This window comes from Bradyrhizobium monzae, from assembly GCF_021458635.1.
In the GTDB taxonomy this organism is placed as follows: domain Bacteria; phylum Pseudomonadota; class Alphaproteobacteria; order Rhizobiales; family Xanthobacteraceae; genus Bradyrhizobium.
Genome location: NZ_JAIRDQ010000001.1, coordinates 246728 through 261418, shown reverse-complemented (window position 1 = coordinate 261418; position 14691 = coordinate 246728). Strand labels below are relative to the sequence as shown.

The 14691-nt window shown below is 62.8% G+C and carries 8 protein-coding genes; 7 read left to right on the top strand and 1 reads right to left on the bottom strand.

The genetic code is table 11. From position 1 onward, the window contains the following. Positions 1-24: 24 nt before the first annotated feature. The 3 genes from rpoC (at position 25) to K3F49_RS01390 (ending at position 8642) form a co-directional block, all read left to right on the top strand. Positions 25-4221, top strand: coding sequence for a DNA-directed RNA polymerase subunit beta' (rpoC, locus tag K3F49_RS01400; protein ID WP_234678980.1), 4197 nt, complete (start codon positions 25-27; stop codon positions 4219-4221). A gap of 191 nt (positions 4222-4412) precedes the next feature. Continuing rightward, positions 4413-6476: an FAD-dependent oxidoreductase gene (locus K3F49_RS01395; protein WP_234678979.1), complete on the top strand. Its 2064-nt coding sequence runs from the start codon at positions 4413-4415 to the stop codon at positions 6474-6476. Between the two features lie 135 nt (positions 6477-6611). Continuing rightward, positions 6612-8642, top strand: coding sequence for an ABC transporter ATP-binding protein (locus K3F49_RS01390; protein WP_234678978.1), 2031 nt, complete (start codon positions 6612-6614; stop codon positions 8640-8642). Here the strand turns inward: K3F49_RS01390 and K3F49_RS01385 are convergent. Next, the gene (locus K3F49_RS01385) at positions 8558-9808 is read right to left on the bottom strand and encodes an FAD-dependent oxidoreductase (protein ID WP_234678977.1); all 1251 of its coding nucleotides are present in this window, start codon (positions 9806-9808) and stop codon (positions 8558-8560) included. The genes K3F49_RS01390 and K3F49_RS01385 overlap by 85 nt on opposite strands. Positions 9809-10474: 666 nt before the next feature. Between K3F49_RS01385 and rpsL the strand changes: the two genes are divergently transcribed. The 4 genes from rpsL to tuf are packed head-to-tail and all read left to right on the top strand — an operon-like array spanning position 10475 to position 14666. Next, complete coding sequence (gene rpsL / locus K3F49_RS01380) at positions 10475-10846, top strand: 30S ribosomal protein S12 (protein ID WP_007603006.1); 372 nt, start codon at positions 10475-10477, stop codon at positions 10844-10846. A gap of 15 nt (positions 10847-10861) precedes the next feature. Beyond that, the gene (rpsG, locus tag K3F49_RS01375; RefSeq protein WP_148750332.1) at positions 10862-11332 is read left to right on the top strand and encodes a 30S ribosomal protein S7; all 471 of its coding nucleotides are present in this window, start codon (positions 10862-10864) and stop codon (positions 11330-11332) included. Between the two features lie 30 nt (positions 11333-11362). Continuing rightward, complete coding sequence (gene fusA, locus K3F49_RS01370; protein ID WP_234678976.1) at positions 11363-13435, top strand: elongation factor G; 2073 nt, start codon at positions 11363-11365, stop codon at positions 13433-13435. A gap of 40 nt (positions 13436-13475) precedes the next feature. Next, positions 13476-14666 carry an elongation factor Tu gene (gene tuf / locus K3F49_RS01365; protein ID WP_008136415.1) on the top strand — a complete coding sequence of 397 codons (1191 nt, stop codon included), beginning with the start codon at positions 13476-13478 and terminating at the stop codon, positions 14664-14666. Positions 14667-14691 lie beyond the last annotated feature (25 nt).

Below are 14691 nucleotides of genomic sequence, written 5' to 3'. Positions count from 1 at the left end.
CGACCGGCACGCGAGGAGAAGACGATGAACCAAGAAATTATGAATCTCTTTAACCCGACGACTCCGGCTCAGGTCTTCGACCAGATCCGGATCTCGATCGCGTCCCCGGAGAAGATTCTGTCCTGGTCCTACGGCGAGATCAAGAAGCCGGAGACCATCAACTACCGTACCTTCAAGCCCGAGCGCGACGGCCTGTTCTGCGCCCGCATTTTCGGGCCGATCAAGGACTACGAGTGCTTGTGCGGCAAGTACAAGCGCATGAAGTACAAGGGCATCATCTGCGAGAAGTGCTCGGTCGAGGTCACGCTGTCGCGCGTCCGGCGCGAGCGCATGGGCCATATCGAGCTCGCGGCTCCCGTCGCCCACATCTGGTTCCTGAAGTCGCTGCCGTCGCGCATCGGCCTGCTGCTCGACATGACGCTGAAGGATCTCGAGCGGATCCTCTACTTCGAATATTATGTCGTGCTTGAGCCGGGTCTTACCGCGCTGAAGGACCGTCAGCTGCTGTCGGAAGACGAGTATCTGAAGGCGCAGGACGAGTACGGCCAGGATTCCTTCACCGCCATGATCGGCGCCGAGGCGATCCGCGAGCTGCTCAAGGGCATGGACCTCGAGAAGCTCGAGCTGACCTTGCGCGCGGAGATGCAGGAGACCGACTCCGACATCAAGCACAAGAAGCTCGCCAAGCGCCTGAAGATCGTCGAGGCCTTCCGCCACTCCGGCAACAAGCCGGAATGGATGATCCTGACTGTCGTTCCCGTGATCCCGCCGGACCTGCGTCCGCTGGTGCCGCTGGACGGCGGCCGCTTCGCGACCTCGGACCTCAACGACCTCTACCGCCGCGTCATCAACCGCAACAACCGCTTGAAGCGGCTGATGGAGCTGCGCGCGCCGGACATCATCATCCGTAACGAGAAGCGCATGCTTCAGGAAGCGGTCGATGCGCTGTTCGACAACGGCCGCCGCGGCCGCGTCATCACGGGTGCCAACAAGCGCCCGTTGAAGTCGCTCGCCGACATGCTGAAGGGCAAGCAGGGCCGTTTCCGCCAGAACCTGCTCGGCAAGCGCGTCGACTATTCGGGCCGTTCGGTGATCGTGGTCGGTCCCGAGCTGCGCCTGCATCAGTGCGGTCTGCCGAAGAAGATGGCGCTCGAGCTGTTCAAGCCGTTCATCTATTCGCGGCTTGACGCCAAGGGCCTGTCCACCACCGTGAAGCAGGCGAAGAAGCTGGTCGAGAAGGAGCGGCCCGAGGTCTGGGACATCCTGGACGAGGTGATCCGCGAGCATCCCGTGCTGCTCAACCGCGCGCCGACGCTGCATCGCCTGGGCATCCAGGCGTTCGAGCCGGTGCTGATCGAGGGCAAGGCGATCCAGCTTCACCCGCTGGTCTGCTCCGCGTTCAACGCCGACTTCGACGGCGACCAGATGGCCGTGCACGTTCCGCTGTCGCTCGAAGCGCAGCTGGAAGCGCGCGTGCTGATGATGTCGACCAACAACATCCTGCATCCGGCAAACGGCCAGCCGATCATCGTGCCGTCGCAGGACATCGTGCTCGGTCTCTACTACGTCTCGATCATGCGCGAAGGCCTGCCCGGCGAGGGCAAGCTGTTCGGCGACATGGCCGAGCTCGAGCACGCCCTGCATGCGAAGGTCATCCACCTCCACACCAAGATCAAGTATCGGTGGCAGGGCATGGATGAGACCGGCAAGGTCTCGACGCGCTGGATCGAGACCACCGCGGGTCGCGTCATGCTCGGCAACCTGCTGCCGAAGAACCCGCGGATTTCGTACGAGATCATCAACAAGCTGATGACCAAGCGCGAGATCTCGGGCGTCATCGACCAGGTCTACCGCCACTGCGGTCAGAAGGAGACGGTGATCTTCTGCGACCGCATCATGGCGCTCGGCTTCTACAATGCGTTCAAGGCCGGCATCTCGTTCGGCAAGGACGACATGGTCGTGCCGCACTCCAAGTGGAAGATCGTCGATACCACCCGTACGCTGGCGAAGGATTTCGAGCAGCAGTACAACGACGGCCTGATCACGCACGGCGAGAAGTACAACAAGGTCGTCGACGCCTGGTCGAAGGCGACCGAGGAAATCGCCAAGGCGATGATGAAGGAGATCTCCTCCACCAAGAAGACGGCGAGTGGAGCCGATGCCGACATCAACTCGATCTACATGATGGCTCACTCCGGTGCCCGCGGTTCGCCGGCCCAGATGCGCCAGCTCGCCGGCATGCGCGGCCTGATGGCCAAACCGTCGGGTGAGATCATCGAGACGCCGATCATCTCGAACTTCAAGGAAGGCCTCTCGGTTCTCGAGTACTTCAACTCGACCCACGGCGCCCGCAAGGGCCTCGCGGACACGGCGTTGAAGACCGCGAACTCGGGCTACCTGACCCGTCGTCTGGTCGACGTCGCGCAGGACTGCATCATCACGCAGTCCGACTGCGGCACCAAGCTCGGCATCAAGATGCGGGCGATCGTCGATGCCGGCACCGTGGTCGCTTCGCTCGGTTCGCGCATCCTCGGACGCACGGCCTGCGACGACATCCGTGACAGCTCCGGCAAGGTGATCATCAAGCGCGATACGCTGATGGAAGAGAGCCATCTGGACGCCATCCAGCAGGGTGGTGTGCAGGAGGTGAAGATCCGCTCGGCACTGACCTGCGAACTCGTCAACGGCATCTGCGGCATGTGCTATGGCCGCGACCTCGCTCGCGGCACGCCGGTCAACCACGGCGAAGCGGTCGGCGTCATCGCGGCGCAATCGATCGGCGAGCCGGGAACCCAGCTCACCATGCGTACCTTCCACATCGGTGGTGCGGCGCAGCTCAACGAGCAGTCGTTTGTCGAAGCCAACTTCGACGGCAAGATCGTGATCAGGAACAAGGCCATCGCTCGCAACAGCGAAGGTCACCTGGTCGCGATGGTGCGCAACATGGTGATAGCGATCGTCGATGCCGACGGCACCGAGCGTGCGACGCATCGTATCCAGTACGGCGCGCGGCTGCACGTCGACGAGGGCGACATGGTCAAACGTGGCCAGCGCATCGTCGAGTGGGATCCCTACACCCGTCCGCTGCTCACCGAGGTCGAAGGAACCATCGGCTTCGAGGATCTGGTCGAAGGGCAGTCGATCTCGGAAACGCTGGACGAGGCCACCGGTATCGCCAAGCGCGTGGTCATCGACTGGCGCTCGACCCGCGGCGGCGGAGACCTGCGTCCGGCCATCGTGGTCAAGGGCAAGGACGGCAAGGTGCTCAAGCTCGCCCGTGGCGGCGATGCCCGCTACATGCTGTCGGTCGACGGCATTCTGTCGGTCGACGTCGGAGCCAAGGTCCAGGCGGGCGACATCCTCGCCCGTGTCTCGACCGAAAGCGCCAAGACGCGTGACATCACCGGCGGTCTGCCGCGGGTGGCGGAACTGTTCGAGGCACGGCGTCCGAAGGATGCGGCGATCATCGCCGAAATCGCGGGCACCATCCGGTTCGGGCGCGACTACAAGAACAAGCGTCGCATCTCGATCGAGCCGATGGACAAGACCGACGAGGCGCGCGAGTACCTGATCCCGAAGGGCAAGCACATCCACCTTCAGGACGGTGACATCGTCGAAAAGGGCGACTTCATCGTGGAAGGAAATCCGGCGCCGCACGACATTCTTGCGGTCAAGGGCATCGAGGAACTCGCGGCCTATCTGGTCAACGAGATCCAGGAGGTCTACCGGCTGCAGGGCGTGCTCATCAACGACAAGCACATCGAGGTGATTGTCCGTCAGATGCTCCAGAAGGTGGAAGTCACCGACCAGGGCGACACGGACATGATCTCCGGCGAACAGGTCGACAAGATCGAGTTCGACGCGCTCAACGAGAAGGCCAAGGAAGAGGGCAAGAAGATCGCTACGGGGACGCCGGTTCTGCTCGGCATCACCAAGGCGAGCCTCCAGACCCGCTCCTTCTTCTCGGCGGCCTCGTTCCAGGAGACCACCCGCGTCCTCACGGAAGCGGCGGTCAACGGCAAGGTCGATCCGCTCGAGGGTCTCAAGGAGAACGTCATCGTCGGCCGGTTGATCCCGGCAGGCACCGGCGCCTCCATGGCCAAGATCCGCGAAGTCGCGGTGAAGCGTGACAAGATGATCCTCGACGAGCGTGAGAAGCAGGCGGCCGTCGTGTCGCCGGCGCCGGAAGCGGAGCTTCCTGCGCTGCCGCCCGCGGAATGATGGTTCATCCGTAGGAATACCGAGGACAACGAAAAGGCCGGCGAAAGCCGGCCTTTTTGCTGCTTTGTTTGCCTGTTGCGATGCGGGATCAACCTTTGTTCATCTTCCCTTCAGTCAGAAAAGCGCTTCTGCTAGGGAACTTAGACCGGTGGTCCCGTGACGGGGGCAGGGCCGGAGACCACGGGACTGAAATGCTTGATCTCGCAATCGTAGGCGGCGGCCCCGGCGGGCTGATGAGCGCCTGGTACCTGAAGCGTAAGCTTGGCGACCTCTGCCGCATCACCATCTACGAAGCCTCCGACCGCCTCGGCGGCAAGATCGTCACGCGCAAATTCGATTCCGCGCCGGCGATGTACGAGGCCGGCGTCGCCGAGATCTACGACTACTCGATGACGGGTCCCGATCCGCTGCGCGAACTGATCCAGCATTTCGGCCTGCAGACCATTCCGATGGACGCCGAGCAGGTGCAGTTCGGCGGAGAGCTGCTCAACGATGTCGCCGGCATGCGCCGCAAATACGGCGCCAAGACTGCGGCTGCGATCGAGCAGTTCCGCAAGCGCTGCGCCGACGAGATGTCGCCGATCGAGTATTACGAGGGCGTCGGCGCTCACGACAACGAGAATCCCTGGGCCTACAAGACCGCCGAGCAGGTGCTCGACGAGGAGGTCGAGGACGAGACCGCAAAGCGCTTCTTCAAGGTGATGGCGCGCTCCGATCTCGCGACCGAGAGCCACAACACCAACGGTCTCAACGCGCTCAAGAACTATCTGATGGATGTCGACGGCTATATCGGTCTCTATTCCATCCAGAACGGCAACGAGCAGCTGATCGAATGCCTGCAGTCGGAGGTCAACGCCGACATCCAGCTCAATCACCGCGTGCTCGCCGTCGGCAAGGCGCCGACCGGCCGCTATCAGCTCAAGATGATGAACGGCAGGGGACCGGAGACGCGCGACTTCGATCTCGTGCTGGTCTGTCTGCCGCATTCGTGGCTCTCCACCGTCGGCTGGGAAGGCGAGCAGCTGCGCAAGTCGATGGTCAAGCACGTCTCGTATTTCGATCGTCCCGCGCATTACCTGCGCGTCTCGATCCTGTTTGATTCCCCGTTCTGGGGAGACAAGATTTCCGGCGCCTGGTTCATGTCGGAAGCCTTCGGCGGCTGCTGCGTCTACAATGAGGGCGCGCGCCACGACGTCGGCAAGCACGGCGTCCTGAACTGGCTGATTCCCGGCTCCGATGCGCTGGCGTTCGCCAATCTGTCGGATCAGGAGCTGATCGACGCCGCGCTGAAATCGCTGCCGGCGTCGCTCGGTGATGCGCGTGCGCATTTCGCCGAAGGCAAAATCCACCGCTGGCTGTCGTCGGTGAACGCGATACCGGGCGGTCTGCCCGTGCGCGACGTCATGACCAATCACCGGCCCGAGCCGAAACAACATCCCGGCATCGTCGTGGTCGGCGATTATCTGTTCGACTCCACGCTGAACGGCCTGCTCGACTCCTCGGACGCCGCGACCGACATCATCCTGACCGAGATGATGCGACTGCGCCGCGAGCACGCCCAGGACAACAAGCCAGTCTCGGACAAGATCGACCGCGATTATTTCGAGAACTATCGCGGCGTCGGCCCATATAGCGAAGCGTGGCGGCAGTTCACCGATCCCGATTACCTTGCAAAGCTGATCGGCATCGTCTGGGGGAAGGCGAAGGGCGCAAAACTCCTGGTCGCCGGCTCCGCCAGCGGCGAGCTGGTCGGCGCGTTGCGCGATCTTGGCATCGATGCCTGGGGCATCGAGAACAACCGCGCGATCCACGCCAAGACGCCGAAGGCGCTGAAGAAGTACAACAAGCTGGGATCGATCCTGGACATGCCGTTCAAGGACGGCTCCTTCGACTACGTGTTCGAGACCAGCCTCTGCCACATTGCCCCGAAGCAGGTGGTCCGCGCGATCCGCGAGTTGAACCGGGTGGTCAAGACCGGCCTCGTGTTCGGCTCGATCACCTCGGACATGGCCTCAGCCGTGATCGACCGCTACGACCTGCTGCGCGGGGTCAAGAAGCTCGGCACCTGGTGGGAATGGTCCGAACTGTTCTTCGGCAACGGCTTCGATCTGTCGATGCACCGCAAGGACTGCACCGACGCGCTCTGGACGGCGACGCTCGCCGCCAACAAGGGACCGGGGCAGTGGTATGCCGACGCCGATAGCTTGCGTTATTCCTTCTTCGACAAGGTCGAGGACGAAGACGACGACGACTAGCATCACAGGACGAATGAATTCGCCAATTGTTTTGCCGAATTCATCCTGATCGCATAGAATCGGTGGACGTAGCGGCGTTCCGCTATCTCCCTGCTTTCTCTGCGGTCATGCCGGCCGTCAGCATCGGTTGGTTTCATGGCGTCCATGCCTCTCTCTCCCGACAAACAGAAGCTCGCCGCGCAAGAGGCGGCCGAGCTCGAGGACAAGCTCGCCACCGGCGTCGAGCCTGAGCTGGAAGACGACGAGGACGACGAAGGCGAGGACGACGACGAGCTTGAGCTCGACGACGATGATGACGAGGACCTCGTCGTCTTTACCGCCCGTGAAGCTGCCGGCGCGCTCGCGACCATCCTGGGCTTCGTCAAGCCGTTCCTGTCCAACTACAAGCGCATCCTGGGCTATGTCGCGTTCGGCGTTCTGATCGAGACGCTGTTCAACGTCATCATGCCGCTCAGTCTGAAGTTCCTGATCGACGACGCGCTCGGCGAGGAGGATTTCCAGGCGCTCTACAAGATCCTCGGCGTGCTCGCGATCGCCGGCATCTTCACCTCGATCGTCGCGGTCTGGTACGAGCGCTGGGACGCGCGGCTGGCCGCCTGCATCATCTCCGACGTCCGCAAGCGCCTGTTCGAGCATGTCCAGGACCTGCCGGCGGCCTATTTCGGCCGCACCAAGCGCGGCGAGATCCTGTCGCGTTTCTCGGTCGACCTCTCGGCCTTCGAAGGCTCGGTCAAGACCTTTGCCAACAGCGCCGCGCTGCCGTTCCTGGAGTTGATCGCCGGCATCATCCTGATGCTGTTCCTGAACTGGCAGCTCGCCGTGGTCGCGCTCTTGGTGTTTCCGATCACGCTGATCGGCCCGCGCATCCTGACGCCGAAGGCGGTGCAGGCCAATTACGAGCAGAAGCTCAACGAAAGCGCGCTGCTCGGCATGGTGCAGGAGAACGTCGCGGCGCAGGCCGTGATCAAGGCGTTCAGCCTGCAACGCAGGATGTTCGGCTTCTTCAATTTCCGCAACGACGAGACCCGCAACCGGATCGCAGCGGCCGGGTTCCTGTCGACGATGGTGGAGCGGACGGTCACAATCTCCGTGCTGCTGCTGCACCTCGTCGTGCTCGCGATCGGTGCTTATCTGGCGACCAAGGGCCAGATCACCATCGGCACCTTCGTCACCTTCGAGAGCGCGTTCTGGGAGGTCTCCTACAACATCGCCCACGTGATGCATTTCATCCCGGTGTCGATCTCCTCGGCCGCCGCGATCCGTCACATCCAGGAGTTGCTGGACGAGCCGACACGGGGCGCCGATCGTCCCGGCGCGCCCGATCTGCCGCGCGTCACCCACGACATCACCTTCGACCACGTCACGTTCCAGTACGAAGGCGGTCAGACGCCGGTGCTGGACAATCTCAGCCTCAAGCTCAACGTCGGCAAGAGCATCGCCATCGTCGGCCCCTCCGGCTCCGGCAAGAGCACGCTGCTCAATCTGATCCTGCGGCTCTACGTGCCTGACGAGGGGCGGGTCACCATCGACGGTGTTGACGTGCGCAAGGTGACGCTGGATTCGCTACGCCGGAGCATGGCCGTGGTGTTCCAGGAGAACATGCTGTTCAACATGTCGATCCGCGAGAACATCCGGCTCGGCAAGGAAGGGGCGACCGACGCGGAGGTCGAGGAGGCCGCCAAGAAGGCCGAAATCCATCGCTACATCATGAGCCTGCCGCAGCGCTACGACACCCCGGTCGGCGAGCGCGGCGACACGCTGTCGGGCGGCCAGCGCCAGCGCATCGCGATCGCGCGCGCTATCATCCGCAATCCCTCGGTGCTGCTGCTCGACGAAGCCACCTCGGCGCTAGACCAGACCACGGAGGCTGCGATCAACCGCACGTTGCTGAAGGTCGCCAAGGGCCGCACCATGATCTGGTCGACCCACCGCCTGACCTCGGTGGTCGAGATGGACGAGATCATCGTGATTTCAGGGGGCAGGGCGATCGAGCGCGGCTCGCATGCCGAGCTGCTTGCCAAGAACGGGACCTATCGCAAGCTGTGGAACGACCAGATCCACCAGCCGCACGGCGCGGCCGCTCAGGCCGACGGCGACAGCGATGATGACGAAGACGACGAGGATGAGGACGACCTCGACGAGGACGAGGACGACGAGGAGGAGTGACCGAGGAAATTCGGCTCCAGATGGAACGCCCCTCCCAGTCGCCGCAATAGTCCCTGGCTCGACCACCCCATGAAGCGCGCCCAGCGCTGCGCGGTCCAGTAAGGGCTCGTCGCAATCGACACCGAGCGGAAGTCGAAGGCTTTCGCCGCCGACCATTCGTCGCAGGCGCGCTTGACCGGGTCGGCGTAGAAGGCGGCGATTTTGTCCGCATCCATCCCGTCGGACGCCAGCCATTGCGGGATGTGGACGTTGCAGAGCCGTTCGACGTCGGTGAACACCTTGTCGCAACCGGTACCCGCGACCGGGCAGGAGGTCGCGAAGGCATCGCCTGCCAGCACCACGCCCGGCTGATGGCTGGCATCGTTCACATAGAGATCGACCGGGCGGATCTTCAGCTCGCCGGCGATGTCGAAGGCGCCGGTGATGCGCTTGAGACGGGGCAGGGCGGCGTTCAGCGTCTCGGCCGGAGCGCGACGCAACTCGCGCAGCCAGGGATCGTCGAAGCCGCGGTAGACGAACAGATTGGCCCGCATCCGTGTGCCGATCGGAAACAGCGAGAAGTAGGGGACGCGGTCGCTCGGCCGCTCCGAGAAATAGGTCAGGGCCGGGAAGTCGAACGAATTCCGCCCGGCCGGGACCACGTCGAAGCCGATCGAGATCGAATGACAGGCGCTGATGACATTTCGCCGGATGCCGAGCTGGTGGCGCAGGCCGACATTCAGGCCGTTGGCCAGCACGACCAGGCGGGCTGAGATCGTCTCGTCATTGGCGAGTGCGATTCGCTGCCGCTCCGGGCTGGTTTCGACCGAGACCGCCTTGGTCCAGATTCGCTCGACGGTCTCGGGAATCTCGTCGCGGATCGCGTTGACCAGCGAATCGTAGAGGATGTTGAACTGCCGGCTCGGCGCCCTGTCGAGGAGATGCCCGAACCGCGCGATCCAGTTCTCGCCGGAGAAGGTCGCGCGGCGCAGCACTGAGTCGGCGATTCCCGTCCGCTGGAATCGCTCGACCTGCCCGCGACCGCTGAGTTTTTCGACGCGAAAATCGGCCGGATAGGTCTCATGCGGGTCGATCAGCACCGCCGAAATGCCGGCATGCCCGAGCATCGCGGCAGCGGTCGAGCCGGCGAGGCCTCCGCCGATGATGGCAATATCGATGTACCGCATGACGCTTGTCTCTGCCGAAGCGGGCAGATTGACGCATCAAGAGGAAAAAAAGCCTTAGCGCGGGTTATAAAAGTATATTTCACCCGGGTATAATATGCCGTCGGGGCTGGCGGAACCGGCACTTCGATCCCATATTGACAAGGCGCGGGGAGAGGGCGAACGGCTTTTTCTACAGGCGCGATAAGAGCTTTCTGACGGTCATTTCGCCTTGACTTGATCGATTCTCACTTATAGAAAGCGCCTCACTTACGACAGGCGGTGAGCATCGCCAACGTCGGTACGGAGCACCTGCCTGATCCCGTTGGGGTCGCTTGGCAGGCACCAACCTCGACGAATGCCGCTCAAACGCTGTCGATCATAGCTAGGCAATGCCAGTGCGATTTTAGGTCTCTTGAGCAAGTTCTCTTGAGGTCGAATTCGGATGCATGACCTCGGTGCGCGGGCCGCGGCTTTACGCTGATCGGCCTTGATACTGCGGTCCTCTGTGGCGTCGTAACGCTTTCCGCTCAGTGATGATGCGGTTGGCGCAATTTCGCTTTGTGCGGATTGTTCCGTGCGGGGCGGCCCCGTCGGGCGGGTGGCTCGAAAGAATTTGCGGTTCCGGCAACGGGCCGCGGCAAGACAGCGGGCCCGCAAGGGTCTGCGATAACAAAGGGTAAGGCCAGGATGCCGACGATCAACCAGCTGATCGCTCAACCGCGTGAAGTGCAGAAGTCGCGCAAGAAGGTGCCGGCGCTGCAGCAGTCGCCGCAGAAGCGTGGTGTTTGCACCCGCGTCTACACCACGACCCCGAAGAAGCCGAACTCGGCGCTTCGTAAGGTTGCCAAGGTGCGCCTGACCAACGGCTTCGAGGTGATCGGCTACATCCCGGGTGAGGGCCATAACCTTCAGGAGCACTCGGTGGTCATGATCCGCGGCGGTCGCGTCAAGGACTTGCCCGGCGTGCGCTACCACATCCTCCGCGGCGTTCTGGATACCCAGGGCGTCAAGAACCGTAAGCAGCGTCGTTCGAAGTACGGCGCCAAGCGTCCGAAGTAAGCGGGAACCAGCTCAATGTCTCGTCGCCACTCAGCGGAAAAGCGCGAAGTTCTTCCCGATCCGAAGTTCGGGAACATCATCGTGACGAAGTTCATGAACTCGGTGATGTACGCCGGCAAGAAGTCGGTCGCCGAAGGCATCGTCTACGGTGCGTTCGGTCTCATCGAATCCAAGACCAAGCAGAACCCGCTCGGCGTGTTCGAGCAGGCGCTCGAGAACGTCATGCCGACGATCGAAGTGCGCTCCCGCCGCGTCGGCGGCGCGACCTACCAGGTTCCGGTCGAAGTTCGCTCGGTGCGCCGTCAGGCGCTGGGCATTCGCTGGCTGATCTCGGCTGCGCGCGAGCGCAACGAGAAGACGATGACCGAGCGGCTCTCTGCCGAGCTCCTGGACGCGTCGAACAACCGTGGCAACGCCGTCAAGAAGCGCGAAGACGTGCACCGGATGGCGGAAGCCAACCGCGCCTTCTCGCACTATCGCTGGTAACGGCGAAACACGGAATCTAAGGAACAGCCCATGCCTCGCGTTCATGCCATAGAGAATTACCGCAACTTCGGTATCATGGCGCATATCGATGCCGGCAAGACCACGACCACCGAGCGCATCCTCTATTACACCGGCAAGAGCCACAAGATCGGCGAAGTGCACGAAGGTGCCGCGACGATGGACTGGATGGAGCAGGAGCAGGAGCGTGGCATCACGATCACTTCGGCTGCGACCACCGCGTTCTGGGCCGGCAAGCGCCTGAACATCATCGACACTCCCGGTCACGTCGACTTCACCATTGAAGTCGAGCGTTCGCTGCGCGTGCTCGACGGCGCCGTCTGCGTGCTCGACTCGAACCAGGGCGTCGAGCCCCAGACCGAGACCGTTTGGCGCCAGGGCGACAAGTACAAGGTTCCGCGCATCGTCTTCGCCAACAAGATGGACAAGACCGGCGCCGACTTCTTCAAGTGCCTGGCCGATATCGTCGACCGCCTCGGTGCCAAGCCGATCGCGATCCAGCTTCCGATCGGTGCCGAGAACAACTTCAAGGGTCTCGTCGACCTCGTGAAGATGCAGGGCATCATCTGGAACGACGAGTCGCTCGGCGCGAAGTTCGACTATGTCGACATTCCCGAAGATCTGGTCGAGCAGGCCAAGGAATACCGCGAGAAGATGGTGGAAGCCGCCGTCGAGCTCGACGACGACGCGCTTGCAGCTTTCCTCGATGGCAAGGAGCCGGACGAGGCGACCCTGAAGCGGCTGATCCGCAAGGCGGTGCTGACCGGCGCGTTCTACCCCGTGCTGTGCGGCTCGGCCTTCAAGAACAAGGGCGTGCAGCCGCTGCTCGACGCCGTCGTCGACTATCTGCCGTCGCCGATCGACGTGCCCGCGATCAAGGGCACCGACGATCGCGGCAACGAGGTCGTGCGCAAGGCCGACGACAAGGAGCCGCTCGCGCTGCTCGCGTTCAAGATCATGGACGACCCGTTCGTCGGCACCATCACCTTCTGCCGCATCTATTCCGGCGTTCTGCAGAGCGGCACCGGCGTCGTGAACTCGACGCGCGAGAAGAAGGAGCGCATCGGGCGCATGCTGCTGATGCATGCGAACAACCGCGAAGACATCAAGGAAGCCTATGCCGGCGACATCGTCGCGCTGGCAGGCCTGAAGGAAGCGCGCACCGGTGACACGCTGTGCGATCCCGACAAGCAGGTGATCCTGGAAAAGATGGAATTTCCCGAGCCGGTCATCGAGATCGCGATCGAGCCGAAGTCCAAGGCCGACCAGGAAAAGCTGGGCGTGGCGCTGGCGAAGCTCGCTGCGGAGGATCCGTCCTTCCGCGTGTCGACCGACCAGGAGTCCGGCCAGACCATCCTCAAGGGCATGGGCGAACTCCATCTCGACATCAAGGTCGACATCCTCCGCCGCACCTACAAGGTCGATGCCAACATCGGCGCGCCGCAGGTTGCGTTCCGTGAGCGCGTCACCAAGAAGGCCGAGGTCAAGTACACCCACAAGAAGCAGACCGGCGGTACCGGTCAGTTCGCTGAAGTGTCGATCGTGGTCGAGCCGAACGAGCCCGGCAAGGGCTACGAGTTCGAGTCCAAGATCGTCGGCGGTGCGGTTCCGAAGGAATACATCCCCGGCGTCGAAAAGGGCCTCAACAGCGTGATGAGCTCTGGCGTGGTCGCGGGCTTCCCCGTGGTCGACGTCAAGGTTCAGCTCGTCGACGGCAAGTACCACGACGTCGACTCGTCGGCGCTCGCCTTCGAAATCGCGTCGCGCGCGGCCTTCCGCGAAGCGCTGCAGAAGGGCAAGTCCGTCCTGCTCGAGCCGATCATGAAGGTCGAAGTTGTGACCCCGGAAGACTACACCGGCTCGGTCATCGGCGACCTGAATTCCCGGCGCGGTCAGATCCAGGGGCAGGACATGCGCGGCAACGCCAACGTCATCAATGCGATGGTGCCGCTCATGAACATGTTCGGTTACGTGAATAACCTGCGCTCGATGAGCCAGGGTCGCGCGACCTTCACCATGCAGTTCGACCACTACGCAGAAGCGCCGGCCAATGTGTCGGCAGAAGTCCAGAAGAAGTTTGCCTGATTGTCGTCGGTCCAGAGCTGACGATTGAACGGAGAGTCAAATGGCCAAAGCAAAGTTTGAACGTAACAAGCCGCACTGCAACATCGGCACCATCGGTCACGTCGACCATGGCAAGACGTCGCTGACCGCGGCGATCACCAAGGTTCTCGCCGAAGCAGGCGGTGCGACGTTCACCGCGTACGACCAGATCGACAAGGCGCCGGAAGAGAAGGCGCGCGGCATCACCATCTCGACCGCGCACGTCGAGTACGAGACGCCGAACCGCCACTACGCGCATGTCGACTGCCCCGGCCACGCCGACTACGTGAAGAACATGATCACCGGCGCCGCCCAGATGGACGGTGCGATCCTGGTCGTGTCGGCCGCTGACGGCCCGATGCCGCAGACCCGCGAGCACATCCTGCTCGCCCGCCAGGTCGGCGTTCCCGCGCTCGTCGTGTTCCTCAACAAGTGCGACATGGTCGATGATCCGGAGCTGCTCGAGCTGGTCGAGCTCGAAGTCCGCGAGCTGCTCTCGAAGTACGACTTCCCGGGCGACAAGATCCCGATCATCAAGGGCTCGGCACTCGCCGCTCTCGAAGATTCCGACAAGAAGCTCGGCCACGACGCCATCCTCGAGCTGATGAAGAACGTCGACGAGTACATTCCGCAGCCGGAGCGTCCGATCGACCAGCCGTTCCTGATGCCGGTTGAAGACGTGTTCTCGATCTCGGGCCGCGGCACCGTCGTGACCGGCCGTGTCGAGCGCGGCATCGTCAAGGTCGGCGAGGAAATCGAGATCGTTGGTCTCCGTGCGACCCAGAAGACCACGGTCACCGGCGTCGAAATGTTCCGCAAGCTGCTCGATCAGGGCCAGGCCGGCGACAACATCGGTGCGCTGCTCCGCGGCACCAAGCGCGAAGACGTCGAGCGCGGCCAGGTGCTGTGCAAGCCGGGTTCGGTCAAGCCGCACACCAAGTTCAAGGCTGAGGCTTACATCCTCACCAAGGAAGAGGGCGGTCGCCACACCCCGTTCTTCACCAACTACCGTCCGCAGTTCTACTTCCGCACCACCGACGTGACCGGTGTCGTGCATCTGCCGGAAGGCACCGAGATGGTGATGCCGGGCGACAACATCGCGATGGAAGTGCACCTGATCGTGCCGATCGCGATGGAAGAGAAGCTCCGCTTCGCGATCCGCGAAGGTGGCCGCACCGTCGGCGCCGGCGTCGTCGCTTCGATCATCGAGTAATTACGAGAATAGGGATCGGCGAGTA

What these genes read in the sequence shown, in the direction of transcription:
- rpoC (WP_234678980.1), top strand. Translation starts at nt 25, where the DNA reads ATGAACCAAGAAATTATGAATCTCTTTAACCCGACGACTCCGGCTCAG.
- K3F49_RS01395 (WP_234678979.1), top strand. Translation starts at nt 4,413, where the DNA reads ATGCTTGATCTCGCAATCGTAGGCGGCGGCCCCGGCGGGCTGATGAGC.
- K3F49_RS01390 (WP_234678978.1), top strand. Translation starts at nt 6,612, where the DNA reads ATGGCGTCCATGCCTCTCTCTCCCGACAAACAGAAGCTCGCCGCGCAA.
- K3F49_RS01385 (WP_234678977.1), bottom strand. Translation starts at nt 9,808, where the DNA reads ATGCGGTACATCGATATTGCCATCATCGGCGGAGGCCTCGCCGGCTCG.
- rpsL (WP_007603006.1), top strand. Translation starts at nt 10,475, where the DNA reads ATGCCGACGATCAACCAGCTGATCGCTCAACCGCGTGAAGTGCAGAAG.
- rpsG (WP_148750332.1), top strand. Translation starts at nt 10,862, where the DNA reads ATGTCTCGTCGCCACTCAGCGGAAAAGCGCGAAGTTCTTCCCGATCCG.
- fusA (WP_234678976.1), top strand. Translation starts at nt 11,363, where the DNA reads ATGCCTCGCGTTCATGCCATAGAGAATTACCGCAACTTCGGTATCATG.
- tuf (WP_008136415.1), top strand. Translation starts at nt 13,476, where the DNA reads ATGGCCAAAGCAAAGTTTGAACGTAACAAGCCGCACTGCAACATCGGC.